Below are 24,645 nucleotides of genomic sequence, written 5' to 3' on the forward strand. Positions count from 1 at the left end.
GGTCCCGGCGACGGCAGCGCTGACCCGGCTGCGACGCTGGACGTGCCGGACCCGGCAACCGGTTCGTACCCTGGCGGCATGACGCACACCCGGGTGTACCACGACGGCCGCGTGCTGCACGACGACCTGCCGGTGGACGAGGCGGCGCGGCTGATCGGCCGCCGGCGGACCAGCGTGTGGATCGACCTGACGCCGGACGACGAGCCGGCGCTGCGGGCGCTCGCCGCGCAGCTCGACCTGCACGCGGTCGCGGTGCGCGACGCGCTGACGGCGCATCCGGCGCACACCTTCGCCCGGTACGCGTCGCACGACTTCCTGTCCGGCCCGACGGCGCGGTTCGACCCGGAGCCGGCCCGGCTCCGGGTCGAGGTCGTCTCCGCCTTCCTGACCCCGAACGCACTGATCACGGTGCGCCGGCCCGGCATCCTGACCGCCGAGGCCCTGCGTGCCCAGTGGGACCAGGAGCCGGAACTCGCCGGGCACGGCGTCGGTTTCCTGCTGTACGGGCTGCTGGAGGTCATGTCGCGCACCACCGAGGACGCCGTCCGGGCGCTGGACGAGGCGCTGGACGAGCTGGCCGAGCAGATCTTCGACTACGCCTCGTCCGACGAGGCGCAGCGCCGGTCGTTGTCGCTGCGCCGGTGCCTGGTGTCGCTGCGCCGGGCGATCCTCCCGTTCGACGAGGCGCTGGACGGGCTCGGCGGCGAGGCCCGGCCACGCTACGACGCGGCGATGGAACCGTACCTGCACGGCGTGCACCAGCGGGTGCGGCGCATGTCGGACTGGACCGAGAGCCTGCGGGAGATGGTCGCCTCGATCGCCCAGACCACCATGTCGCTGCACGACAGCCGGATGACGGTGATCAGCAAGAAGGTCAGCGGCTGGGCGGCGCTGGTCGCGGTGCCCGCGGTGGTCACCGGCTTCTTCGGGATCAACGTGCCCTATCCCGGCATCGGCCGCGAGTGGGGCTTCGTGCTGTGCTGCGTGGTCCTGGTCGCCAGTTTCCTCGGCCTCTACGCCACCTTCAAGCGCCGGGACTGGTTGTGAACCGGGCGGCCCGGTGCCTCACGAGCCGAGCAGCTTCGCCTTGGCCGCGGCGAACTCCTGGTCGTCGAGCAGCCCCTGCTGTCGCATGTCCGCGAGCCGTTGCAGTTGGGCCATCAGATCGTCCTGCCCGGCCGGCGCCTGCGCAGCGGCCGGTGGCGGGGCCGCCTGCTGCGGGGGCGCCTGCTGCTGGGCGGCCTGCTGCTCGTAGGCGGCGGCTTCGGCGCGCTGCTGTGACCGGTTCTCCATCGACCGGTTCACCCCGCGCGACACCGCGGTGGCGGTGCCGGCGACCACGGCGGTGCGGGCGACCGCGCCGAGCAGGCCGGGCCCGCGGCGCAATCCAGGGCGCATGAACATCTCGTCCCCCTCCGGCTGTCAGCTGGCGGCGCGTTCGGCGAGGACCTGGTCCACCACCGGGGCGGGGATCCGCTCCGTGAACACGACCCGGCCGCCGGCCGCCGCCATCGCGCCGGCCAGCCCGGTCAGCCACAGGTGCTCCAGCAGCACCACCAGCGCGCTGGTGCCGGGCTGCACCCGGGTGGCGATGTCCGCGGCGTCCTCGTCCGCGATCAGCCCCTCGATCGTGCCGACGACGTCCGCGTACGGCCGGGCCGCCTCGGGTGCTAGGTCGGCGAACTCCTGGATGGTGACGGTGCCGGCCTCGTCGCGCCGGATCACCATCGCGTCGACGACCCGGACCAGGCCGGCCGCGACGACCTCGCGGAGCTGCTCGGCGAGCTGTTGATCGATCGTGGTGGTCGGAAACTCGACGACCACGAACTCCATCGGACCACGGCCCATCGGTGGTCTCCTTCCCCCGTGTGCAGCGTATGCGGCGGCGGAACTCCCCGCGGCCGGAACGGCCCAACCCGGCGCGGCGACCGGTGCCCTGGCTCGGCCTGGCGAACGGGTCGTCAGGTCCGGCGGCGGCGGGCCAGGACCAGCAGCGCGACCGCGACGCCGATGATCGCGAGGCCGGTACCGGCCAGCGCGGCCAGGCTGGTGCCGGTGATCGGCAGGCTCGGCTGGCCGCCGGAACCGGCTGAACCACCGGCCGCGCCGGAACCGCCGCCCGGCGCCACCGGCGTACTCGCGCTGGCCGAGGTGCTGGGCGGCGCGGAGGGGCTGGCGCTGCCGGAAGGGTTCCCGGACGGGTTCCCGGAGGGGGTGTCCGACGGCGACTCGCTCGGCGAAACACTCGGGGACTCGGTCGGTGCGGCACTCGGGGACTCGCTCGGTGCGCCGGTGCTGGTCGGCGAGGGACTCGGCGACTCCGACGGCGACTCGCTGGGCGAGACGGACGGCGAGATCGTCTCGGTACCGGTGGCGGTGGGTGTCGGGCTCACCGCGGAGCAGTCCATCCGGACGTCGCCGAGGACCAGGTCGAACAGCGGATCGGCGGCGCCGGTCGGGGCGCCCTCCTCGTCCAGCAGCTGCGCGGTGGCCGACAGGTCCAGTTCGGCGTGGCCCAGCAGCCCGTCGATCTCCTGGAGCTGCTGGCTGGTGACGGCGAGCCGGACACCGGAGGCACCCGGGCCGAAGTCGCCGGGCAGGTCGAAGGTCTCGGTCTGCAGCTGCTGCGTCACGTCGATCGACCGGCCGAGCACCTGGACGTCGACCGCGCTGGTCAGGAAGATCGGCGCGTACGGGTAGGTGCAGTTGACGCTGTTCTGCCAGGTCGAGACGTGCAGGATCCGGGTGAGATCGCCGTTGGGCGTGCCGTACTGGTTGATCACCTGGGCCGGGCCCGTCGGGTCGGCCGGCTGCGGGACGAGCAGTTGGGTGTACGCGCCGTCCGCGCGGGCGCGGGCGGACGCCGGGGCGGTGGTGGTGTTGACCTCGGCGGTCCCGGTCGCGGACGGGACGTGCGGCGAGATGTTCGAACCGGGCCCGGTGGCGATGTCCCACGCCTGCTCGCCGTCACCGCGCACGGCGAGTTCGGCCAAGTTTCCGGACACTCCGGAGGTGTACACGGTCGGGTCGAGTTGCAGTTCGGCCCAGGTGCTGCTGGCGTACGGCGTCGCCGGCGGTGCGGCGGTGCCGCGCGCGCCCGGCAGCAGCACGCCGATGGCCGATGTCGCGAGCAACAGGGCACCTGCCGCGACGGCGGCGCCGATCATCGCCGTGGATGCCTTGACCGCCGCTATCGCCATCGAAGTCAACTCTCCGTAGTCGCTTGGACTCGCAGAGGTTAACGATCTGGGCCGGTCGGATCTCGGCGACACGCAGCGGTGGGCCGGAATCGTCCGTCTCACCGGTTGCCCGAAACCACGATCAGCGACCGATCCGGGACCGTACGCTCATGCTGTCTTCAGGTGCTCGGGCGTCGCCGGCCGGCCACGCCCGCCCGGCGGGAGGGTGCGGGCATGAGCGACGGGGAACGACCGGTGCGGTCGATGGGGCGCGGTACCCGGACCGGGCGGTGGGTCGGCGCGATCGCGCTGGTGACCGTCGCCGCGTTGCTGGCGATGGTGTCGGTCCTCGCGGTGTTCGCCCGCAACCAGCTGCTGAACACCGACCGGTTCGTCACCACCATGGCCCCGCTGGCCCGCGACCCGGTGGTTCAGGACGCCATCGCGCGCCGGCTGACCACCGAGGTGACCCAGCGGGCCGACCTGGAGAAGCTGGGCCGGGACGCGTCCGCCTGGCTGCAGAAGCAGGGCGCGCCGCCGGCGGTGAACTCGCTGGTCGGCCCGGCGGTGAACGGCGCCGAGTCGTTCATCTCCCGGCAGATCACCGCGATCGTGCACAGCGACACGTTCGCGCAGGCGTGGGACGCGGCCATCCGGGCGGCACACAAGAACCTCGACGCGGTACTGACCGGCCACGGCTCCACCGCGATCAAGAGCCAGGGCACCACCGTGTCGGTCGACCTCGGTGCGCTCATCGCCACGGTCAAGCAGCGACTGGAGGCCCGCGGGTTCGGGTTGGCCAGCAAGATCCCGAAGGTGAACGTGGAGTTCGTGCTGTTCTCCTCGGCCCAGCTGCCGAAGCTGCGCAACTACGTGACGCTGCTCAACACGGTGGCGACCTGGCTGCCGTGGATCTGCCTGGTACTGCTCGCGCTCGGCGTCGCGGTGGCCCCGGCGCACCGTCGCGGCCTGCTCGTGGTCGGCGTGTTCCTCGCCGTCGGTGCGTTGCTGGTGTTGGCGGCGATGGCCGTGCTGCGCGCCTACTACCTGAACAACCTGCCGGCCCAGGTCAAGTCGCCGGACGCGGTCGCGCACATCCTCGACCAGGTGCTCGCCCGCCCGTACCAGGCGTACCGGGTGATCGCGGTGCTGGGCGCGCTGCTCGCGATCGCCTGCTGGCTCGCCGGCCCGGCCCGGCCCGCGGTCGGGCTGCGCCACCTCACCGGCCGCGGCCTGGACGCCACCGGCGCCGCGCTGGGCCGTACCGGCGTGCCGTTGGGGCCGGTACCCCGGGTGCTGCGCCGCTACCACGTCGCCATCGACATCGCCGCGCTGGTGCTGGCGCTGCTGGGCTTCGTACTGACCGGCGCCGGGGTGAGCAGCGCGATCGGGTTCGGCCTCGGCCTGCTGGTGCTCGTCCTCGTCGTCGAGATCCTGGCCCGGGCGACGGAGCCCGCGGCGCCGCCGGCGGCGACCCCGGCGCCCGGTGCCGCGTGAGCCGACCAACCGGATAGCCGGCCGAGTCCACAATGGACCGGCCGGATCCGTGGTTTCGCCCGGTCGCCGGTCCGGACCGGACCATGATGAACCATGGCCGAAGAATCGCGGAACACCCGGTTCGATCTGGTGGTGGCGCTGTTCATGGCGCTGGCCGCGGTCGGCACCGCCTGGGCCGGGTTCGAGAGCGCCAAGTGGAGTGGCGTGCAGGCCAACTCCTACGCCTCGGCCGGCGCCGACCGGGCCGAGGCGAGCCGGGCCGCGACGCTGGCCGGCCAGCAACGCGGGATCGACGTCGTCTCGTTCACCGCCTGGCTCAACGCGTTGAACGCGGAGATCGTGGCCGACCCCTCGGTACGCCCCAAGGGAAACTACAAGCCCAACCAGCAGGCCGTGTCCGGGTTCCTGTTCGAACGTTTCCGGCCGGAGTTCCGGCCGGCCGTGAACGCCTGGCTCGCGACCCACCCGCTGATCAATGCCGACGCGCCGGCGACGCCGTTCGACATGCCGCAGTACCGGCTGGCCGCGCAGCGCCGCTCCGAACGGCTGGTCGACAGCGCCGGGAAACTGGCCGCCAAGGCACGATCCGCCAACCAGCGGTCCGACAACTACGTGCTGACCGCCGTGGCCCTGGCGACCGTACTGTTCTTCTCCGGCATGGCCAGCAAGGCGAACGGGCGGCGCCTCCAGCTGTTCTTCACGATCCTGGCCGGTACCGTGCTGATCGGCTGCATCGTCACGTTGGCGCTGTTCCCGATCCAGATCTGATCGCCGGCGCGGCCGTCGTTGCCGGTACGAACTCCGTCCCGTCGGCATAGCGTGTCGTTATCGACGAACGGCTGCAACGGCTCACCGGGGGGACGGCCATGGCGCAGACGACATTCCCTTACCAGGATCGTGACGATTTCGCCGACGCGGAACGGGGACGCATCGGATCGGCGGAGGACACCACGGTCACCAACGACGCGGGGCAGGTCGTCTGGGACGCCGGTTCCTACGCGTTCCTCGACGGCGAGCGGCCGGACTCGGTGCACGGCAGTCTCTGGCGGCAGTCCGGGCTGGTGGCCCGGCACGGCCTGTTCGAGGTCGTCGACGGGATCTACCAGGTGCGCGGCTTCGACCTGTCGAACGTCTCGTTCGTCGAGGGCGACACCGGCGTCATCGTGATCGACCCGCTGATCTCGGTGGAGACCGCCGCCGCCGCGCTGGCGCTGTACCGCGAACACCGTGGCGATCGGCCGGTGACCGGGGTGATCTACACGCACAGCCACGTCGACCACTTCGGCGGGGTGAAGGGGGTGCTGTCCCAGGAGGACGCCGACGCCCGGCAGGTGCCGGTCATCGCCCCCGCCGGGTTCGTGGAGCACGCGATCTCGGAGAACATGTACGCCGGCACCGCGATGGGCCGCCGTTCCGGGTACATGTTCGGTGCGGCGCTGGCCCGTGGCGTGGACGGCGCGGTCGGCGCCGGCCTCGGACAAACCACCTCCACCGGCCAGGTCAGCCTGATCCCACCGACCGTCGACATCACCCACACCGGGCAGGAGCTGACCGTCGACGGAGTGCGGATCGTGTTCCAGCTGACGCCGAACACCGAGGCGCCGGCCGAGATGCACTTCCACTTCCCGGACCGGCGCGCCCTGTGCATGGCCGAGAACGCCACCCACACCCTGCACAACCTGCTCACGCTGCGCGGCGCCGTGGTGCGCGACCCGCACGCCTGGGCCAACTACCTGACCGAGGCGATCGAGCTGTTCGCCGACTCCTCCGACGTGGCCTTCGCCTCGCACCACTGGCCCACCTGGGGCACCGAGAAGATCCGGACCTTCCTGGGCCTGCAGCGCGACCTCTACGCGTACCTGCACGACCAGACGCTGCGCCTGCTGAACAAGGGCTACACCGGCATCGAGATCGCGGAACGGATCGAGCTGCCGCCGGCGCTGCAGAACGTCTGGCACACGCACGGCTACTACGGCTCGGTCAGCCACAACGTGAAGGCGATCTACCAGCGGTACATGGGCTGGTTCGACGGGGTGCCATCCCGGCTCTGGCCGCACCCGCCGGAGGAGTCGGCCCGCCGCTACGTCGAGTTCATGGGCGGCGCCGACGCGGTGGTGACCAAGGCGAAGAAGTCCGCCGACGAGGGCGACCTGCGCTGGGCGGCACAGGTGCTCGACCACGTGGTGTTCGCCGAACCCGACCACCAGGAGGGCCGGGCACTGCTCGCCGACGTACTGGAGCGGCTCGGGTTCGGCTGCGAGAACGGCATCTGGCGCAACTTCTACCTGTCCGGCGCGACGGAACTGCGCGGGAAGAACTTCGGTACCCCGACCACCAGCTCGTCGCCGGACATGCTCGCGCAGTTGCCGCCGGAGATGTTCTTCGACTCGATCGCCGTACAGGTCGACGGGCCGCGCGCGTGGGACACCGAGCTCGCGCTGGGCTGGCACTTCCCGGACCACGGCGAGAGGTTCCGGACGGTGCTGCACAACGGGGTGTTCACCCGGGTACGGGACGGCAAGGGCGACGTGGACCTGACCCTCACCGTGCCCCGGGCAGCGCTGGCCGGCCTGGCCAGCGGCGACCTGGACGCCGCGGCGGCGGCCGGCCTGACCATGGACGGCGATCGTCAGGCGCTGCAGACCCTCCTCGGCCTGCTCGATCCGGGCGACCCGCAGTTCAACATCGTGGAACCCTGATCGCCGCACGCCGGGGCCCGTCCGGCCCCGGCGTGCGGCGACCGGCCGCTCATCCCGCGCGGGAGGCGGCCGGCCGCTCATCCCGCGCGGGAGGCGGCCGGCCGCCGGCCCGCAGCACTCAGCTACGGCGCCGCATCCGGAGCCGCAGGGCGACGCCGCCGGCCACGAGTGCCCCGGCGATCGCGGCCAGCACACCCAGCGGGGTGCCGGTGACCGGCAGCGTCGGGCCGGCCGAGCCCGATCCGCTGGGCTGCGGTGACACCGGCGCAGCCGAGGTCGGGCTCGCCGAACCGGACGGGCTGGCCGGGGTCGACGGGCTGGTCGACGTCGAGGCGCTCGCCGAACCGGACGGGCTGGTACTCGCCGACGGCGAGGAGCTGGTCGACGCCGACGGGCTGGTCGACGGCGACGGGCTGGCGCACTCGACGGTGAACACCTTGGACTTGCCCGCGCCGTTCTCGCCCTCCCAGTTCCAGACGAGCTTGTAGTGCCCGTTCGGCAGCGTCATGTCCTGGGTGTGCCCGTTGCCGTCCGGGTCGAGCGTGATCGTGCCCTGACCGACCTGGCTGGTTCCGGTCGGCGGCTGCTCGTCGATGTGCCAGCTGACCTGCTGCAACCCGTCGAAGTTGAACGCGTCCAGATAGAAGACGCAGACCTTCGGCTCGTTGCTCGGGTCGTCGACCGGAGTACCCGAGTTGTGGATCTTCACGTCGCCGTTGTCGCCCGGTGCGGCGAGCGCCGCGCCCGGCGCGCCGAGCCCGGCACCGACCACCGCTGCCGCCACCATCACCGTCGCCCATCGGGACGCCATGGTCGCCTTCATTCTTTCCCCCCATCAGTCGTATGAACGGCAGCCGCCGATGCGGCGGCTGCTTTGCACCCCCGTGAACTACGGGAACCCCCGTGAACTACCGAGCGGAGCTGCGGAGAGTCACGCGGCGCCGCTCGCCCCGAGCGCCGGCCGGTGGCCGGCGCCGGGCCCGTCCCGACCGCCGGCCCGAGGCCGGGCCGTGTCCGGTGGGTCGCGCCCGTTCACCGGAGCGAGCCCGCTGCGGCGGTCAGCTCGGCGCGGCGGTCCGGCGGTACGGCCGCCGCGGTCTCGTCGAGCATCCGCAGCACCCGGGCTCGCACCATCGGCGCCGCCGTCAGGTACGGCAGGATCTCGGTCGCCGCGGCCACGAACCGCGGCCAGCCGGGCAGCGGGGCCACCACCAGCGGGCGGCCCCGGTCGTCTCGCACCGTACCGATGTCCAGGTCCCGGTCGGCGACGGCGCGCAGCAGGTCGGCCATCCCGTCGACGGCCCGGACCGCCGTGTACGGGTCGTTGACGGCGGTCGACAGCGCCCGCAGCGCGATGTCGTTGAGCAGCCGGAAGGCCAGCAGCGGATCCTGGTCGAAGGTACGGTCCACGCCGACGTCGAGGGCGCCCAGCAGTTCCGCGTCCGGCACGCCCGGATCGGGGCCGTGCACCCGCAGCGCGGTACCGCGAAACGGGATCGTGACACCGGGCCGGTAGCCCAGCACGATCGTGCAGCCGTGGTCCTCGGCGAGCGCGCTCAACGCCGGCAGGTCGACCTGCTGCAGCAGCGCGTACCGGTAGGGCCAGCTCACCGCGCGCGACACCGGCGGCAGCGGGGCGGGGGCGGGCGCCGCGTCGTAGCTCGCCGGGTACAGCCGGGCGAGCAGTTGCAGGCCCTCCCCGGTGACACGCTGCAGGACCGACTCGAACTGCACCGCCGACAGCGCCCGCAACTGCAGCTGCCCGCCGACGGCCATGCAGCAGAGCACGAGCAGCACCGCCACGACCGGGACCACCAGCGACATCCGGCGATCGTGACTGACCTGCAGCGAGGCACTGACGGAGAACAGGAGCACCCCGACGAACAGCCCCAGCGCGTGCCAGACCAGCGGGTGGTCGCGGAACAGCATCAGCCGCGGCGACAGGTTGGTACTGACGTGCCGGACCACGACCGACAGCAGCGAGAAGACCAGCCCGGTCAGCGCGACGAGTCCAGCGGCCATCGCCTGCAGGATGCCGGTCACCTTGTCGGCGTTCACCGTCGGTCCGCTGTGGATGGTCGGGAGCAGCACGCCGAGGATGACGCCGGCCACCGCGTACGGCAGCCCGACCGCGCTGGCTCGCAGCCGTCGACGACGCCGGCTCAGCACCCAGGGCGCCCGGCCGCGCGGTACCGGCGCCGAACGCCGACGGACCCGCCTGGACGGTGACGATCCCACGACGTCGCCCTCCGTGGATCCGTCGTGCTCGATGTGGCCGATCCTAGGGCGATTCGCCCGAGTGCCCGCGGGAAACACCGAAATCCGCCGACCCCGGGCCGGCCGCCGGCCCCGGCGTCGGGTAGACAGGCGGCATGGCTGATCAGGTGCGGTTCGTGCTCGCGTCGCAGAGCCCGGCCCGGCTGGCGTCGCTGCGCGCCGCCGGGTTCGACCCCGAGGTGATCGTCAGCGGCGTGGACGAGTCGGCGGTCCGGGCGGCCGACACCGCGGCGCTCGCCGGCATCCTGGCCCGGCACAAGTGCGAGGCGGTCGCGGCCCGCGACACCGCGGCCGGCGCGGTGGTGCTCGGCTGCGATTCGGTGCTGGAGTTCGAGCAGGAGACGTGGGGCAAGCCGAGCGGCCCGGCCGACGCGGTCGCGCGCTGGCGGCGGATGCGCGGGCACAGCGGCGTGCTGCACACCGGGCACTGGCTGATCGACACCCGCAACGACGCCGCGGTCGGCGCCGTCGCGGCCACCACCGTGCGGTTCGCCGAGGTCAGCGACGCCGAGATCGAGGCGTACGTGGCGACCGGGGAGCCGCTGGCGGTGGCCGGCGCCTTCACCATCGACGGCCGGGGCGGCCCGTTCGTGTCCGGCGTGGACGGCGATCCGGGCACCGTGGTCGGCGTCTCCCTGCCTCTGCTGCGTACCCTGCTGGCCGATCTGGACATCCCCGTCACCGCCCTGTGGACCTGAGTCCCGACCGTCCGGTGGACCTGATTCCCGCTCGGTCGACCTGATTCCGGCTCGGTCGACCGACAGCGGTGTCAGGCGGGCAGACTGGTTCGCATGGTCTTCACCCCAGCAGAGCTGGACTACCTGGGCACCCAGCGCCTCGGGCGGCTGGCCACGGTGGCTCCGGACGGGCAGGTACAGAACAATCCGGTGGGGTTCTTCGTGGATGCCGGCGCGGGCACGATCACGATCGGTGGGCACGCGCTGGGCGCCTCCAAGAAGTTCCGGAACGTGCAGCGCGGCAGCACGGTGTCGTTCGTGGTGGACGATCTCGCGTCGGTGGATCCGTGGGTGCCGCGCGGCATCGAGGTTCGGGGTTCGGCGGTGGCGCTGACCGATCAGGAGCCGCCGCTGCCGTACTTCTCCCGGGAGATCATCACGATCACGCCGCGCCGGATCATCTCGTGGGGTCTGGACGGCGCCCGGTCCAGCCGCACGGTCTGACCCCGCCGGCAGAAGTTGATCATGGGGTTATCTCGGGCGGCAAGCGCTTGCCGAGTGGATAACCCCATGATCAACGGTGCAGCGGTGGGTCGGCGGACGGTGCGGTAGCGGTCAGGAGCAGGTGATCGCGGCGCCGGCCCAGTCGGTGTGATCGGAGTTGGCGTCGCCCTGGTCGTTCGCGACCAGTTGCACCACGTGCGCACCGGTCAGGTCGGCGGTCAGGGTCCGGGCCGCGTCGTCGGCGGTCATCGGGCCCGAGTCGGCGACCTTGCTGCCGTCCACCCAGATCTCGAACGACGCGTTCGCGACGCTGCCGTCCTTCTCGTCGTCGATACCGACGTCGGTGTGCAACGCCGTGCAGGTACCGCCGAGGAAGTACGTGATGGTCGCGGGCGCGTTGGTGCCGAGCCCCTTGGCGTAGGTGACGCCGTTGATGGTGATGGTGTGCCCGTCACCGGCGCCGGTCTCGCCGTTGCTGGAGTCGCGTTCCACCGGACCCCAGTCGTTGTCGGCGGACAGCCAGTCCAGGTCGCTGAGGTAGTGCGTGCCGGCAGTGGGCCCGACCGCGACCAGCACCGAGGTGCCACCGTCCGCGGTGTAGCCGTGTCCATTCCACTGGTACGTACCGTGCAGCTTGAGCGAGTAGGTACCGGCCGCGACGTTCGCCGGCGGGGTGACCTGCCAGGTCGTGGTCAGCGACTTGCCGGTCGGCAGCGCCGGCGCCTCGGTGCCCGACGTGGCCTTGAGCTGCCAGCCGTCCGGGCCGGTCAGGCCGGCCTGGACCGCGTGCACCGGGACCCGGCCGTTGTTGGCGACCGTGGTGGTCACCTCGTTGGCCTTGCCCGGGGTCAGGATCGCCGCGGGCGCACCGGCGTAGACGGTACCGGCGTCCACCCCGGCCGACGTGCTCGGCGGGTACGAGTTCCACCGGTGGTCCACCGAGACCCGGTAGATGGCGGTGCCGTGCGCGGGTACCGAGGCGCTGATGGTGCCGGCGGTCTCGGTGTTGCTGTGCTGCCAGACGTCGCGCAGCGAGTACGCGGCGGCGTGCGGCAGCCCGGCCGCGTCGGCCGTGGTGGAGATGGTCGCCGCACTGTCGGACTCGTTGTACAGCGCGACCGCGACGTCGCCGTTGGCGAGGGGCTTGGCGAACACCACGTGCCCGTTGCTGTCCGCGATCGGCTTGGCCTGCTTGCCCAGCGAGTCCTGGTCGAGCGCGATGACCTCGGAGTTGCTGAGGATCTCCATCGTGGCCGGGGTCGCCTTGCGCAGGTCGCTGCCGATCAGCAGCGGCGAGGCCATCATCGACCAGAGGCCGAAGTGGGTGCGGTACTCGGTGTCGGTCATCCCGCCGTTGCCGACTTCGAGCATGTCCGGGTCGTTCCAGGCGCCGGGCTTGGCCGCCGCGTACAGGCCCATGTTCTTGCGGATGATGCTCTTCAGGCTGGACCAGTGGTCGCTGATGTCACCGGTGGTGCGCCACAGGTTGCCGACGTCGCCGGCCCAGTTCGCCGGGTCGAAGTTGCCCCACTCGCACAGCGAGTAGACCATCGGCCGGCCGGTGGCGGCGAGGGCGTCGCGCATCCGGGAGTACCGGTCGATGTAGCCGGCCTCGGTTTCCGGGGTGTCGCGGCTGCCGCAGTTGTCGTACTTGAGGTAGTCGACACCCCAGGCGGCGAAGTCGTTGGCGTCGGTGGTCTCGTGGCCGAAGCTGGCCGGGTAGCCGGCGCAGGTCTTGTCGCCGGCGCTGGAGTAGATGCCGAGCTTGAGTCCCTTGGAGTGGACGTAGTCGGCGGTGCCCTTGATCCCGTCGGGGAACTTGACCGGGTCGGGTACCAGGTGCCCGTCGGCGCTGCGCTGCCGCTCCGACCAGCAGTCGTCGATGTTGACGTACTCGTAGCCGGCGTCCTTGAGGCCGCTCGACACGAAGAAGTCGGCGGTCTGCTTGATGAGCTGCTCGTCGACGTTGCAGCCGAACGAGTTCCAGTCGTTGAAGCCCATCGGCGGGGTGAGCGCGAGGCCGTTGTCCAGGGCCTTCGCCTCGGTCGGGTGGGCGACGGTGCCGACGACGGTGGCGCCGCCGATCGCGAGCGCGGCGACCGCTGCCAACGCGAGGAGTCTTCGCATGAGCCGTCCTTTCGCGTACCTGTGCTGGGATCCGCTGCCGCTGACGACGATCAAGCGTGTGGAGGTATGTGCGGTTATCGCCGTGGCGGCGTTGGGTATGTGCACTTAAACACACACAACCACACGGCACAAGATCTGAACGGGCGGCAACCAGGCATCGACGCCGAACGTGTTGTGCCAGCACAGTCCGGTCCGCCGCGACGCAATCACTGGCGCATCTCGCCGTCGTTACCTAGGGTGGGCCGAATATCCGGCACAAGTTCTACAAACTGTCACGGTCCGGTCGGCTCATTCCCACATCCCGGCACCTTGCCGGCACCGGAGCGGGCCACCGGACGGACCGTCGAAAGGAAGGGCCGACCCCCACGATGACCGTGATCGAACATCGCGTCGAAACCGAGCGGGCCATCACACCCGACTATTCGGGGAAGAAGTTCACCGAGGAGCAGATCGCCAACGGCGTGCACCGCAAGTTCATCGGTGGCCACTGGGACGGGCACGGCCAGCACCAGGTGGAGTTCCTCACCGAGCGCGGCCTGCGGCCCGAACACAAGTTCCTCGACGTCGGCTGCGGCGCGTTCCGCGCCGGGCGCCACTTCGTCGACCTGCTGGAGCCTGGGCACTACTACGGCATCGACGCCAACCTGTCGCTGATCGAGACCGGGTACGAGGTCGAGCTCAGCGACGAGCAGCGCACCAAGCTGCCCACCGAGAACCTGCGGGCCAACGACCGGTTCGACGCGAACTTCGGTGTCAAGTTCGACTACGCGATCGCCCAGTCGGTGTTCACCCACGTGTCGCTCAACCACATGCGGCTGTGCCTCAACCGGGTCTCGCGCGTGATGCGGCCGGGCGGCAAGTTCTACGTGACGTTCTTCGAGCAGCCGCCGGGCACCAAGCTGGACAAGATCACCGCGATCCGCAAGGGCGGCCGGCCGCTGCTGAGCGAGCAGAACGTCTTCTGGTACTTCCGGTCCGACCTGCAGTGGGTCGCCGGGTTCGGCGCCTGGAAGTTCCGCTACATCGGCGAGTGGGGCCACCCGAACGGCCAGAAGATGGTCGAGTACACCCGGGTCGCCGACTCGGGCAAGCTCGGCAACAACATCAAGCGCGGCCGCCGCTGGCTGTCCCGCAAGATCTACCCGGCCTGATCGGCCGGCACGACCCATCCGGTACCCGGCCACCCGCACCCGCGAGTGGCCGGGTACTCGCGTCTGGGGACAGGTGGTGTTCGCGCGCCTTTGCTCTGGACGCCTGAGCGCACCACCAGGCGGTGTACGCGCACCTTTGCTCTGGACACCTGAGCGCACCACCAGGCGGTGTACGCGCACCTTTGCTCTGGACACCTGAGCGCACCACCAGGCGGTGTACGCGCACCTTTGCTCTGGACACCTGAGCGCACCACCAGGCGGTGTACGCGCACCTTTGCTCTGGACACCTGAGCGCACCACCAGGCGGTGTACGCGCACCTTTGCTCTGGACACCTGAGCGCACCACCAGGCGGTGTACGCGCACCTTTGCTCTGGACACCTGAGCGCACCACCAGGCGGTGTACGCGCACCTTTGCTCTGGACACCTGAGCGCACCAGCCGGAATCCCGCGCGCGTCGCGCGTCGCAGCGACGGACGGTCAGCGGCGGGGCATGTACATGATGACCGCGACGCCGACCAGGCAGATGCCGGCGCCGATCAGGTCCCAACGATCCGGCCGGAACCTGTCCACGAGCATGCCCCAGGCCAGCGAGCCGGCCACGAAGATCCCGCCGTACGCGGCGAGGATCCGGCCGAAGTGCGGGTCGGGCTGGAACGTGGCGACGAACCCGTAACAGCCGAGGGCGATGATGCCGCCGGCGATCCACAGCACGCCGCGGTGCTCCCGCCAGCCCTGCCACACCAGCCAGGCCCCGCCGATCTCGGCGAGCGCGGCGAGCACGAACAGCAACAACGAGCGCACGACGGTCATGCCCGGACCGTACTGCCGGCGGTCGGTACAGGTCCCCGGACCCGCACCGGCGGTGCTGCCGGCCCGCGGTACGGTCGGCGCGGCTCACCACCCGCCGGTCTGGCCCCGGCTTTGCACACTCGACCCGGACGTCCCAGGGAGGCAGCGATGACCATGGCACCGGGCGGGGCACCGGGTAGGGCACCGGGCCGGCGTCGGATCCGCCGGAGCCTGATCGTGCTGATCGTCGGGCTTGCGGTGCTGGTCCTGGTGGCGGCAGTGGTGGGCATCGGCGCGGTCACCGGGTTGTTCGGCCCCACCTCGCACCCGCCCGTCAACCCCGCACCGTGGGCCGACGGCGCCCGGATCCGGCCGGTACGCAGCACCGACCCCCAGGTCCGCAGCGTGCTGCGGGCCCAGCAGTACGAGATCGCCTGGCGCAGCGTCGTCACCGGGCTGGGCCAGCAGCAGGTCGACCAGGAGTACACGTTCGATCCCGATCAGCGCCGCGGCGAGTCGCCGGCCCAGCACCGGCGAGGCTCCTACCTCGCCGGCCTGTCGGTCTACCCGCACGGCACCAGCACCAGCACCAGCACCAGCAGCGCCAGCGCCAGCACCGGCACCACCGACAGCGGCGCCGAGGGCAGCGACGACATCCACGTCGGCGAGTACGGGCGGTCGAGCGACGCGCTCGCCGCCCTGCGCGACGACCGGTCCGGGGAGTCGCTGCGGCGGGTGTCGTCGCCGGCGATCGACGGCGCCAGCCACGTCTCCGCCTGGCAGGGAAAGTCGCTCTCGGCACCGTGCCGGCCGAAGGCGGGCAAGCCGATCTCGGTGGCGGTGGATGCCGTGGTGGACGGGAGGGTCGCGCTGTCCATCACGAACGGGTGCGCCAGCTCGGCCGACGGCGGTGAGCAGGCCGATGCCCTGCTGGCGATCGCCCGCAAGGCGGTCCGGGCGATCGAGACGGTGCGGAGCCAGCCGGTGCCGGCGACGTGGATGCCGGGCACCGCGAGCGTCCCGATCATCAGCTCCGGCGGCTGGTACCAGTCGCAGCTGCAGGTCAGCGGCCGGCGCGACGGCCTGAACGTGCAGCCGCTGCTGGACGAGCCGTTCGCGGACAGCGGCGTCGACACGGTCTTCTACGGCAAGGACACCGTCTACGCCTATGCCGACCGGGCGGCGGCGCACGCGGTACTGGGGAAGCTGCCCGGGATGTCGACCGACTACCGGTACCAGCAGGCGCCGCACCGGGTCGGCGCCGGCGCGGGTGACGAGCGGCTCTGCGCCCGGGGCGAGCACTGGCAGCAGGGCACCACCTGCTGGAGCCGGGTCGGCCGGTTCGTCGTCGTCCAGTCCTACGGCACGGACGGCAAGGCCGACGCCACGATGGACGAAACGCAGGTCAAGGCGCTGCGCGGGGTGCACTGAACCGTCGCCGCGGCACGATGGCGCGCCGGCGCCGCCCACGGCCAGCCATTGGCCGGGCTGTGTCCCCGAAGCGCGCGGTACACGGCGTGCGGGTGGCAGGGCGGCGCAACGAAGTGCGGTCGTCCACGGCGTGCGGGGCACCGGGTGCACGGCCGCGGAGGGCACGGCCCACGGGGTGCGGGCTACAGCGTGCGGGCTACAGGGTGCGGCGCATCAGGATGCGGGGCTGGCCGGCGAGCACCGAGGTGGTGTCCGCGGCGTGCACGAAGCCGGCCCGCTCGAAGTTCTTCCGGAACCCGACGTAGGCCATCGTGGTGTCGACCCGGGCCGTCCCGCTGTCCAGCGGGTACGCCTCCAGCACGGGCGCACCGTGCGTCCGGGCGAACTCGACCGCACCGGCGATCAGCGCGTGCGAGATGCCCTGCTTCCGGTGCCCCGGCCGGATCCGGATGCACCACAGCGACCACACCGGCAGGTCGTCGAGGCGCGGAATGCTGCGACTACGCGCGTAGGACGTGTTCGCCCGCGGCGCCACCGCGGCCCAGCCGACCGGCTCGTCCCCGTCGTAGGCGAGCACGCCGGGTGCGGGATCGGCCCGGCACAGCTCCTCGACGTACGCACCGCGCTCCGGCCCGCGCAGCTCGTGGTCGAGCTTGGCCGGGACCCGGTGGCTCAGGCACCAGCACACGGTGGCCGCCGGTGACTTCGGCCCGATCACGGCACGCACGTCGGGGAAGACCGACGCGGGACGAACCTCGATGCTCATGCCGCCACGATGTCACGACCCACCGACGACGGTCGCCGCGTCCTCGACCCCGGTACCGGCCCGGGTTAGGCTCGGCCGATGCGGGACCTGATCGGATTCGCGGTGTTGGCGGTGGTGGCCGGCGGCGCCGCCTGGGTGCTGATGCGGCTCGCCGGGTGGGCCCGCCGCCGGGGCATCGGCGGCGCGCTGATGGGCCCGGCCGAGGAGATCTGGCACCCCAACGCGCGCGAGTTCCGCTTCGTCATCGAGGCCGACGCGCAGCACGAGGTGGCCCGCCCACCCGCCGGCGACCCACCCATCCCCGCTGACCGCGCGCTGATCGACCCGCACAGGTGAAACGCCTCCACATCCGCCTGGTGGTCAGATCTGCCCGTTGTCGCGTGCCCACTTCTCGAAGCCGCCAGGAGGAAGCGGCAGGCGGTACTCGCCCTCGATAAGATCGTCGACCAGCGCAGAGACCATCGTCATGGTCAGTTGGCCCTTTCGGACGGCCTCGCACGCAGACTCAACGTACCGCGACACTTGATCCCGGCAGCCTGCGCCGCTTTACGGGCCGCACCGTCGTCGAGAACGACGGTTCTATTGTGGACTTTGGCGTAGGCGAGGGCTCCGGCCTCGCCCACATTGCGCCCGCGCGCCACCAGAAGGGCGGAGAAGTGAGCGAATTCTCCGATCTCCGCGGCACTGGTCAGGGGACGCTGGACAATCCACGAAGCATCCAGCACCAGCTGCAGGTACGGGTGCGCACGCAGTCCGCTCTGCAGCTCGGCGATCACGGTGTCCGGGGTGACGGCCGTTCGACCGTCCAGCACGAAACGAAGCGCGCCGAGCCATCCCTGTCTGGCGAAGTGGGAGAGCGGACCGGTGTCGAAGACGAGCTCGTCGGCGACCGATGTCGTCATAGGTACTGCCAGATCGCTTGTTCGGCACGCTCCGGCAGATCGGGAAGTTCCGAAACGGGCCAGGTGTCGAGAAGAAGATCCAGTGCCCGCGGCGCGCTGATCGTTTCCTTGCGGTACAGACCGAGCACGGCACGGATGTAGCTGTCCGGCAACTCCGGCGGTGCCAGTTCATGACTGACCACAAGATCGAAGTCGACGATGTCGGCCTTCTTCGTCCGAACCTCACGCACGATTCCGGCCGCCTTGCCATCGACGATGTTGAGTTCCTGCAACCGGCGCGCCAGCGTCGACATGTCCACCCGGTACGAGCTGGCAAGCTTGACCGCTGCGGTACGCAGGCTTCCTTCCGGTCCCCGGAGAAGGGCGTCCCACTGCTGACGCACGGCGCCGGCCGGAAGCAACAGGGCGCGAGCGAATCGATCGAGCCGTTGCTCACGTCGCTCGGCGTTCTGCTCCGCCGCTATGCGCCAGTCGACCGTGTAATCGTCCGCGACCAGGAAATGGCCAATCTCGTGCGCCAGGGCCAACCGCCGCCGGCCGACCTTGAGCTGCCCGTTGATGAGTGCCACACCGCCCGTGTCAAGCAGCATCGTGGCTGCATCGGCTGCGTTCGCGGACCCGCCGAGATCCAAACTGAACGTCAGCAGCCCAAGCCGCTCGCCTCGTTCAGCCAACCGGTCCAAGGGCGCGTCCGCGCCGACACCCAGTTCGTCTCGCACCGTCACGGCCAGCGCCTCGCACTCGGCCAACGTCGTCGGAAACGGCTTCGGTTCGATCGCCGATGCCGACAAGCGGGGATCGTGTTCTCGAACGAACAACACGCCGCGGCTGATGCGCTCGACCGTCGCATCCACCGCCGGGCTTGGCGCCCCGGGCTCGGCCATGTTGCGCCGGGAGAGCAAGGGTGCCGGCTCGTCCCCGACGAACCACTCGATTCGCGCGTCCAGTGCCGTTGCCAGCCGAGCCAACTCCAACGCCGAGACCTGCCGAGTGCCCGACTCGATCTTGGCCAACGCCGAACGATCGAGGTGAGCGATCGTCGCAAGCTGGGCCTGCGTCATGCCGGCTTGCCGCCTGGCCGACGCGAGCCGAGCCCCGAGCCCAGTCACATCCACCTGTGCGATATTAGAACAATCTCCGTCGGTCGCCTACCCCCTGGCCATCGGCGCGGTGCGCTGATGGGCCCGGCCGAGGAGATCTGGCACCCCAACGCGCGCGAGTTCCGCTTCGTCATCGAGGCCGACGCGCAGCACGAGGTGGCCCGCCCACCCGCCAGCGACCCACCCATCCCCCGCCGACCACACGAAACGACCCCGAGCGGCGCTCGGGGGTCGTTCGGCATGCAGCTACAGCGACTTCACCGTCGCCGCGAAAGCCCGAAAAGCAGGCGTCTCGACGACCAGCACGGGGCCGCTCGGATCCTTACTGTCACGGATGGCGACGACGCCGGGGAGATTGCTCGCCACTTCAACGCACTGACCGCCGTTGCCGCCAGATCGGCTGGATTTGCGCCACCGTGCCTGCGCCAGCTCTGCAAAGAACATTCCGCGGCTCCTTCCTGGCACCCGGATCCACGCCGAGCCTAGACCGGACATACGGGCCATAAAAGGGTGCGCGGCCCCGAGATCGTTCTCGGGGCCGCGCCCTGTCGCACCGACAATCGGCGCGGCACGCGCGGCGAGCGGGCGATCAACAGACCGCCCGCTCGTCTCGGTACTGATCAGGCGAGGTCGTGGGCACCCGCGTGGACGTCCGCGGTGAACGCGGCCCACTGCGCGGCCGGGAAGTCCAGGATCGGACTCGCCTCGCCGAGCTTGGTGTCACGAACCTGGACCACGCCGTCGACGAGCCGAACCTCGACGCAGGATCCGTTGCCGCCGCTACGGCTACTCTTCCGCCACCGTGAGTCCATGGGCATGGGCTGCCCCCTTCAGTTTCGTGGCGGCCCGGTCCACTGCCGCTTCGATCAGCTCGACCGACGCGGACTCGGACAGGGCAGCCGCCCGCAAATCGCCGAACGCCACTGTATAGCGATCGGCTTCGGGCGGATCTTCGTAGCGGTCGCCGGTGAGCGTCTCGACATAAACGATGTCCGGGTCACGGGCGAAGCCCATGATCGTGAACGAACTGAGCATGCCGGGAAACATCGCGTGGTCGAACGGGATGATCTGCACGCGCACGTGCGGTTCGCCCCTCGCCACGTCGAGCAGGCGGGTCATCTGGTCGAGGTGGACCTGTACGTCCCCACCGATGATGCGATGCAGCACCGCCTCGTCCATGACCACCATGAGCTGCAACGGATTCTCACCTTGCAGCCGACGTTGCCGGTTCAGCCTGACGTCCACCAACTTGCGGATCGTCGCCGAGGACTCACCAGGTCGGCTTGCCCGCACCACAGCCTCGGCATACTCCGGCGTCTGGAGCAGTCCGTGAACGATCAGCGTCTCGTAGATCTGCAGGCCGGTCGCATCGTTCTCGTAGCCGACGTAGGCCGAGTACTGCGTGCTGAGCACGCTCGCGTACTTCGACCACCAGCCTCGCTCGCGGCCACCAACGGCGAGCTGATGCATCTCGCGCCGCATCTCGTCGTCGGTGACGCCGTAGAAGGCCAGAAGCTCATCGAGCATCTTCGGCCGGATGCCGACCCTTCCCGCCTCAAGATGGCTCACCCAGGCGGCCGAGCGGTCGACTGCTGCACCGGCAGCGGATCCGTCCTTCCCGGCCGCATTGCGCATCTCGCGAAGCAGTATGCCCAGACGGCGACGCTGAGCGGTTGGTCCGGTTCCCATGCCGACCAGTCTGGCACAGAACAGTCAATCGCGAAAGTCAATCCAACCTTGTCGATAGGGTTGAAATTTAATTTATTGCCGTGTCTAATCGACTGATCGGTCGCCGCACGCATCTCGGGCATGACGCGATGTGACGAACGAGTGCGTCACGGAGCGGTCTTCTCAGACTCAGCAGCCGCATCGTGACCACGCCGGTTGGTCTGGAATGCGCACTCACCTGAGCGAACCGACCATCGACCGGCCACAGAACGGCCCGTCGTCGCCGTACCCGACGGCGGGTCCCATAAAGACGGTGGGGCGCGGTGCCTCGCCTGCAAGCTCGCACCGCGCCCCGCCCCATCGAAGGATTGGAGCCCTACCGATGGAGCTGTATCACCGTACCGTGAGAGCGTTGCGGCGGGTCCGCGCGCGCATACGGGACTGGCGGGACGAGGTTGCCGCGCGGCCGGTCGACCCGGACGGGTGGTGGCGATGAACGCCATCACGTACGCGGCGGTGCTCGGCACCGCGTTCGTCGTCGGCGCGGCGGCGGTCACCATCGTCGCCGCGTACCTGATCGACCGGCAGGCCGGCCGCCGACGCCGGTCGGCGACGACACTGCGCGACCCGTACCAGCAGGCACAGGAGCTGGCCGCACGCCGCCGCGAGCGGGTACCCGCGCACGCCGCCGGCCGGGGTGGTGCGCCATGGTCGTGATCCCCGGCGACCGGGCGCGCATCGGCCGGCGCACCGTCACCGTGGCCGAGGCGTACCTGCATCACGGGCGGCTGGTCGAGATCACCGGCACCGACGGCCGGGTCACCTGGGCGCCACCGGGGCTGGTCGAACGGCTCGAACCCGAGCGGGTGCCGACATGGCGGCGCTGATGGACCGGCCGCCGCGGATCGGCGACCTGCTGGGCCTGCCGGCGTGGCTGCCGGACCTGCCGTACCGGGTGCTCGGCGTCCGCGATCCCGGCATCGAGGGGTACCGGTGGCTCGACGGGTACCTGATCGACGGCGGCACCGTCCACGAACGCAGCTACCTGGTACCGGTCGCGCGGCTGCGCGGGCTGCCCGACCCGTTGTGGGGCAACGCGACAGGCGAGCAGCCGCCCAGCGCACCGGCGGCGACACGGGCGGACCGGTGGTGAGCGCCGTGTACGCCTCGGGGGTGCTGCCGCTGCCGGGCGACCAGGTACCGATCAGCCCGGCCGTCGCTCCGCTCGCCGTGCGCACCGACGTCCTGACGGTGCGCTGGACCCAACCGTGCGACACACCCGGCTGGGCGTACCTGGTCGGCACCTGGCGGGACGGTCGCCCCGGCCGCGTCATGATCTGGCTGGACCGCATCGTCGTCCGCCGCCGGTGCTGAGTGGTGGGGCGTCGGGACGCGATCCCGGCGCCCCACCTGACCGGGTCGCGGGGTACTCAGAGCGCCGCGAGCAGCGTCCGCGTCGCCGCGTCGAGCCGGGTGGCGTTGGCGGGATCGAGCGTGTCCAGCGTCAGCGGCAGCATCCGGTCCCGGTCGATCGCGGTCAACGGCGCGGTCGGCGGGTGGTCGATGAGCCGGTGGATGGGCTCGATCGACGTCGTGACCGGTCGTGCCGCCATCCGTGCGGCGAGCCGGATCAAGGCCCGCATCGGTACCGGGAGGGTGCTGAGATCGCCGCTCCTGGTGAACCCGGGGTGGTAGAGAACGTAGGGCACGGAAGGGTGCTGCGCCGCGAACGCGACCCCGAGCAGATCGTTGGCGCGGCCGGCCTGCAGCTGGGCGGCGACCATCCGGTAGCCGCGCTGCAGCTGCAGATCGTCCCAGTGAACCCCGCCCCTGCGGATCCCCACCCCGGCAACGTTCACGATCACGCCGGTCCGGCCGCGGGCCAGCAACGGCGCGAGCTCGTGACTGAGCAGGTACCGGCTCAGGTAGTACAGCGCGAAGGTCTGTTCGAGCCGTTCGGTCGTGGCGATCCGCCGGGGTGCCTGCCTGTTCGCGAACAGGACCAGTGCGTCGAGGGCGTCATGCCGAGCGGCGACGTGTTCGATGGCGGCCCGGGTCCGCGCAACGCTGGACAGATCGACCTGGAGGAAGTCGATCCGCCCGGCGGCGCCGATCCGGTCGGCCTCGGCAAGCAGCTTCTCGCCCTTGCCGGGGTTGCTGCCGAGCGCGACCACGCAATCGCCGCGCTCCGCCCGGGAGAGGGCCAGCGCCCGCCCCATCCCGTCGGTACCGCCGCTGACCACGATGACGCGGGGTTGGTTCCGGTTGGACACGACGGCCGCTCCTGGGTAGTTACTCTTGGTACCTACCGCAATCATGAGTAACCGGAGCGGCCCGCGGAAGAAGGCAGTTCGATGTCAGGTACGCACAGCGGTGTGCCCTCCATGGTCAGCACCCCGCTGCCCAATCCGGTGCCGGCCGCGGAGCACGAGCAGTGCCCGGTCACCGACGTGCTGCGCCGGGTCGGCGACAAGTGGTCGGTGCTGGTGATCGTGCTGCTGGGCACCCGCCCGTACCGGTTCAACGAACTGCACCGCGGGATCGAGACGATCAGCCAGCGGATGCTGACCCGCACCCTCCGCGGCCTCGAAGCCGACGGGCTGGTGCACCGGGAGGTGCATCCGACCGTGCCGCCGAGCGTCGAGTACAGCCTCACCCCGCTCGGCCGAACCCTGCTCGTGCCGCTGTCCGCGCTCGCCGACTGGGCGGTGCAGCATCAGCCCGAGATCGCCGCGGCCCGCCGCGCCCACTGACTCCACTGTGGATGGTCGCGTCAGCCCGGCTCGGCGACGGTGGCTCGGGTGACGGCACGGGTCAGGGCCGGGCGGCAGAGCAGGTCGGTGTTGTCGACGAACTGGTCGACGGCACCGACCGCCGGCAGCGCGGCCACCTCCGGGTCGGTGATCCGGGCGGCGAGCGCGGCGGCGAACCGTTCCGCGTGCAGCACCCGGAACGGGCGGCTGTGGTACGGCCGGGTCGCCGGATCGACCGGATCCGTGAGGCCGAGCCGGTTGTGTTGCGCCGCAACGGTTTCGTACGCCGCAGCGAGGTGCCGTTCCCGGGTGTGCCAGTCGGTCGCCGCCAGCGCCGCCCTCAGGTGCGGGCCGAGCGCACCGGCCCCCGGCACGCCGGCGAACGCGCTGCCCAACCACTTCCCGTACGGCGGGTAGCGCCGGTGCAGCAGCAGCCACAGCCGCATCAGGTCGCGGACCAGCCGGGCCGCGACCACCGCCGACCCCAGTTCGTCACCCACCTCGCCGCAGCGTCCGACGAACGCCTCCTCCTGCGAGATCCGCTGCCACTGGCAGGCGAGCACGTGCAGCCACAGGTCGTGCGGGTACCAGTCGAGCCGCGCCCGCGCCGGCCCGAGCGCCCCGAGCCCGTCGTGGAACACCGCGCCCGCCGTCACCTCGGCGAGCCGCTGCGTCGGCACCGCCAGCCAGTCCGCCGTGGTCACCCCGTCGGCCGGGTCGAACCCGAGCTGCCCGACGAACCAGCTGTGCGGATCGGTGACCTCGACCCGATGCCGTACCGGACCGTCGGTGACCTGCATCGTCCCGATGCCGTTCGCCCCGGCGGCGACGAAGTGCGTCGCATAGCCGCGGAACGTCTTCGGCAGCAGCTCCGCGAACACCGCATCGAGCCGCGCCCCGTGCTCCGCGACATCCGGCGCGCTCAGGAACAGCTGTACCCGCGGCCCCCACTCGTGGTCCGCCGACCGCGCCGTGTCGAACCCCAACACCTCCGACCCGCTCCCGAGCCGCGCCGCACTGTGCTCCACTCCCGGTACCGCCGCGTCCAGAATCGGCCGCACCGCCTCCCGGTAGAACCCCCGGGACAGCTCCAACCCCGCCACGAACCCACCCGCCATGCCCCG

At 71.1% G+C, this 24,645-nt stretch carries 29 protein-coding genes; 14 read left to right on the plus strand and 15 right to left on the minus strand.

What is annotated here, in order from left to right; genetic code table 11:
* Positions 1-78: 78 nt before the first annotated feature.
* Positions 79-1,047 carry a magnesium transporter CorA family protein gene (locus Athai_RS24640; RefSeq protein WP_203963696.1) on the plus strand — a complete coding sequence of 323 codons (969 nt, stop codon included), beginning with the start codon at positions 79-81 and terminating at the stop codon, positions 1,045-1,047.
* 18 nt (positions 1,048-1,065) lie between these two features.
* On the opposite strand, the gene Athai_RS24645 is transcribed toward Athai_RS24640, so the two are convergent.
* The 3 genes from Athai_RS24645 to Athai_RS24655 all read right to left on the minus strand — a co-directional run bounded on the left by Athai_RS24645 (position 1,066) and on the right by Athai_RS24655 (position 3,200).
* Positions 1,066-1,398, minus strand: a complete 333-nt coding sequence (locus tag Athai_RS24645) for an SHOCT domain-containing protein (RefSeq protein ID WP_203963697.1) — start codon at positions 1,396-1,398, stop codon at positions 1,066-1,068.
* 24 nt (positions 1,399-1,422) lie between these two features.
* Positions 1,423-1,848 (minus strand): DUF6325 family protein, encoded by a 426-nt coding sequence (locus Athai_RS24650; protein ID WP_203963698.1) that lies wholly within the window; start codon positions 1,846-1,848, stop codon positions 1,423-1,425.
* A 113-nt stretch (positions 1,849-1,961) separates the two neighbouring features.
* Positions 1,962-3,200, minus strand: coding sequence for a hypothetical protein (locus Athai_RS24655; protein WP_203963699.1), 1,239 nt, complete (start codon positions 3,198-3,200; stop codon positions 1,962-1,964).
* A gap of 213 nt (positions 3,201-3,413) precedes the next feature.
* Between Athai_RS24655 and Athai_RS24660 the strand changes: the two genes are divergently transcribed.
* From Athai_RS24660 to Athai_RS24670, 3 genes are all read left to right on the plus strand, one after another.
* Positions 3,414-4,676 (plus strand): hypothetical protein, encoded by a 1,263-nt coding sequence (locus Athai_RS24660; protein WP_203963700.1) that lies wholly within the window; start codon positions 3,414-3,416, stop codon positions 4,674-4,676.
* Positions 4,677-4,769: 93 nt separating this feature from the next.
* Positions 4,770-5,444, plus strand: coding sequence for a hypothetical protein (locus tag Athai_RS24665; protein ID WP_203963701.1), 675 nt, complete (start codon positions 4,770-4,772; stop codon positions 5,442-5,444).
* 98 nt (positions 5,445-5,542) lie between these two features.
* Positions 5,543-7,375, plus strand: coding sequence for an alkyl/aryl-sulfatase (locus Athai_RS24670; RefSeq protein ID WP_203963702.1), 1,833 nt, complete (start codon positions 5,543-5,545; stop codon positions 7,373-7,375).
* A gap of 118 nt (positions 7,376-7,493) precedes the next feature.
* Here Athai_RS24670 and Athai_RS24675 read toward each other — a convergent pair whose 3' ends face one another.
* Positions 7,494-8,186, minus strand: coding sequence for a hypothetical protein (locus tag Athai_RS24675; RefSeq protein ID WP_203963703.1), 693 nt, complete (start codon positions 8,184-8,186; stop codon positions 7,494-7,496).
* Between the two features lie 221 nt (positions 8,187-8,407).
* The gene (locus Athai_RS24680) at positions 8,408-9,544 is read right to left on the minus strand and encodes a DUF2254 family protein (RefSeq protein ID WP_203963704.1); all 1,137 of its coding nucleotides are present in this window, start codon (positions 9,542-9,544) and stop codon (positions 8,408-8,410) included.
* Between the two features lie 203 nt (positions 9,545-9,747).
* Between Athai_RS24680 and Athai_RS24685 the strand changes: the two genes are divergently transcribed.
* Positions 9,748-10,350: a Maf family protein gene (locus Athai_RS24685; RefSeq protein ID WP_203963705.1), complete on the plus strand. Its 603-nt coding sequence runs from the start codon at positions 9,748-9,750 to the stop codon at positions 10,348-10,350.
* A 93-nt stretch (positions 10,351-10,443) separates the two neighbouring features.
* Complete coding sequence (locus Athai_RS24690; protein ID WP_203963706.1) at positions 10,444-10,833, plus strand: PPOX class F420-dependent oxidoreductase; 390 nt, start codon at positions 10,444-10,446, stop codon at positions 10,831-10,833.
* A gap of 111 nt (positions 10,834-10,944) precedes the next feature.
* Here the strand turns inward: Athai_RS24690 and Athai_RS24695 are convergent, their stop codons facing one another.
* Positions 10,945-12,960 (minus strand): NPCBM/NEW2 domain-containing protein, encoded by a 2,016-nt coding sequence (locus Athai_RS24695; protein WP_203963707.1) that lies wholly within the window; start codon positions 12,958-12,960, stop codon positions 10,945-10,947.
* A gap of 368 nt (positions 12,961-13,328) precedes the next feature.
* Here Athai_RS24695 and Athai_RS24700 point away from each other — a divergent pair, with 368 nt between their 5' ends.
* The gene (locus Athai_RS24700) at positions 13,329-14,111 is read left to right on the plus strand and encodes a class I SAM-dependent methyltransferase (RefSeq protein WP_203963708.1); all 783 of its coding nucleotides are present in this window, start codon (positions 13,329-13,331) and stop codon (positions 14,109-14,111) included.
* A gap of 478 nt (positions 14,112-14,589) precedes the next feature.
* Here Athai_RS24700 and Athai_RS24705 read toward each other — a convergent pair whose 3' ends face one another.
* On the minus strand, positions 14,590-14,922 hold the full coding sequence (locus tag Athai_RS24705) for a YnfA family protein (RefSeq protein WP_203963709.1): 333 nt from the start codon (positions 14,920-14,922) through the stop codon (positions 14,590-14,592).
* Between the two features lie 147 nt (positions 14,923-15,069).
* Between Athai_RS24705 and Athai_RS24710 the strand changes: the two genes are divergently transcribed.
* Positions 15,070-16,332, plus strand: a complete 1,263-nt coding sequence (locus tag Athai_RS24710) for a hypothetical protein (RefSeq protein WP_203963710.1) — start codon at positions 15,070-15,072, stop codon at positions 16,330-16,332.
* Positions 16,333-16,528: 196 nt separating this feature from the next.
* On the opposite strand, the gene Athai_RS24715 is transcribed toward Athai_RS24710, so the two are convergent.
* The gene (locus Athai_RS24715) at positions 16,529-17,098 is read right to left on the minus strand and encodes a GNAT family N-acetyltransferase (RefSeq protein WP_203963711.1); all 570 of its coding nucleotides are present in this window, start codon (positions 17,096-17,098) and stop codon (positions 16,529-16,531) included.
* 78 nt (positions 17,099-17,176) lie between these two features.
* On the opposite strand from Athai_RS24715, the gene Athai_RS24720 reads away from it, so the two are divergent.
* Complete coding sequence (locus Athai_RS24720; protein ID WP_203963712.1) at positions 17,177-17,434, plus strand: hypothetical protein; 258 nt, start codon at positions 17,177-17,179, stop codon at positions 17,432-17,434.
* Between the two features lie 134 nt (positions 17,435-17,568).
* On the opposite strand, the gene Athai_RS24725 is transcribed toward Athai_RS24720, so the two are convergent.
* From Athai_RS24725 to Athai_RS24745, 5 genes are all read right to left on the minus strand, one after another.
* Positions 17,569-18,000 carry a PIN domain-containing protein gene (locus Athai_RS24725; protein WP_203963713.1) on the minus strand — a complete coding sequence of 144 codons (432 nt, stop codon included), beginning with the start codon at positions 17,998-18,000 and terminating at the stop codon, positions 17,569-17,571.
* A complete protein-coding gene (locus Athai_RS24730; RefSeq protein ID WP_338028159.1) occupies positions 17,997-19,115 on the minus strand; it encodes a helix-turn-helix domain-containing protein in 1,119 nt (372 codons plus the stop codon). Before Athai_RS24730 ends, Athai_RS24725 begins: the two co-directional genes overlap by 4 nt.
* Before the next feature lie 231 nt (positions 19,116-19,346).
* Positions 19,347-19,544 carry a DUF397 domain-containing protein gene (locus tag Athai_RS24735; RefSeq protein WP_203963715.1) on the minus strand — a complete coding sequence of 66 codons (198 nt, stop codon included), beginning with the start codon at positions 19,542-19,544 and terminating at the stop codon, positions 19,347-19,349.
* Between the two features lie 176 nt (positions 19,545-19,720).
* Positions 19,721-19,918, minus strand: coding sequence for a DUF397 domain-containing protein (locus Athai_RS24740; protein WP_203963716.1), 198 nt, complete (start codon positions 19,916-19,918; stop codon positions 19,721-19,723).
* Entirely contained in the window at positions 19,887-20,789 is a 903-nt protein-coding gene (locus tag Athai_RS24745; protein WP_203963717.1) for a helix-turn-helix domain-containing protein, read from the minus strand. Before Athai_RS24745 ends, Athai_RS24740 begins: the two co-directional genes overlap by 32 nt.
* A 471-nt stretch (positions 20,790-21,260) precedes the next feature.
* Here Athai_RS24745 and Athai_RS24750 point away from each other — a divergent pair, with 471 nt between their 5' ends.
* From Athai_RS24750 to Athai_RS24765, 4 genes are read left to right on the plus strand one after another with little or no spacing between them, the layout of a single operon-like run.
* Entirely contained in the window at positions 21,261-21,485 is a 225-nt protein-coding gene (locus Athai_RS24750) for a hypothetical protein (RefSeq protein WP_203963718.1), read from the plus strand.
* On the plus strand, positions 21,476-21,655 hold the full coding sequence (locus tag Athai_RS24755) for a hypothetical protein (RefSeq protein WP_203963719.1): 180 nt from the start codon (positions 21,476-21,478) through the stop codon (positions 21,653-21,655). Before Athai_RS24750 ends, Athai_RS24755 begins: the two co-directional genes overlap by 10 nt.
* A complete protein-coding gene (locus Athai_RS24760) occupies positions 21,643-21,921 on the plus strand; it encodes a hypothetical protein (protein ID WP_203963720.1) in 279 nt (92 codons plus the stop codon). Before Athai_RS24755 ends, Athai_RS24760 begins: the two co-directional genes overlap by 13 nt.
* A complete protein-coding gene (locus tag Athai_RS24765; RefSeq protein WP_203963721.1) occupies positions 21,918-22,142 on the plus strand; it encodes a hypothetical protein in 225 nt (74 codons plus the stop codon). The genes Athai_RS24760 and Athai_RS24765 overlap by 4 nt, the downstream gene beginning before the upstream one ends.
* Positions 22,143-22,198: 56 nt before the next feature.
* Here Athai_RS24765 and Athai_RS24770 read toward each other — a convergent pair whose 3' ends face one another.
* Positions 22,199-23,086, minus strand: coding sequence for an SDR family NAD(P)-dependent oxidoreductase (locus Athai_RS24770; RefSeq protein WP_203963722.1), 888 nt, complete (start codon positions 23,084-23,086; stop codon positions 22,199-22,201).
* 36 nt (positions 23,087-23,122) lie between these two features.
* Between Athai_RS24770 and Athai_RS24775 the strand changes: the two genes are divergently transcribed.
* Positions 23,123-23,521, plus strand: a complete 399-nt coding sequence (locus Athai_RS24775) for a winged helix-turn-helix transcriptional regulator (protein WP_203963723.1) — start codon at positions 23,123-23,125, stop codon at positions 23,519-23,521.
* A gap of 20 nt (positions 23,522-23,541) precedes the next feature.
* On the opposite strand, the gene Athai_RS24780 is transcribed toward Athai_RS24775, so the two are convergent.
* Entirely contained in the window at positions 23,542-24,639 is a 1,098-nt protein-coding gene (locus Athai_RS24780) for a DUF4037 domain-containing protein (RefSeq protein WP_203963724.1), read from the minus strand.
* Positions 24,640-24,645 lie beyond the last annotated feature (6 nt).

This window comes from Actinocatenispora thailandica, assembly GCF_016865425.1.
Taxonomy (GTDB): domain Bacteria; phylum Actinomycetota; class Actinomycetes; order Mycobacteriales; family Micromonosporaceae; genus Actinocatenispora; species Actinocatenispora thailandica.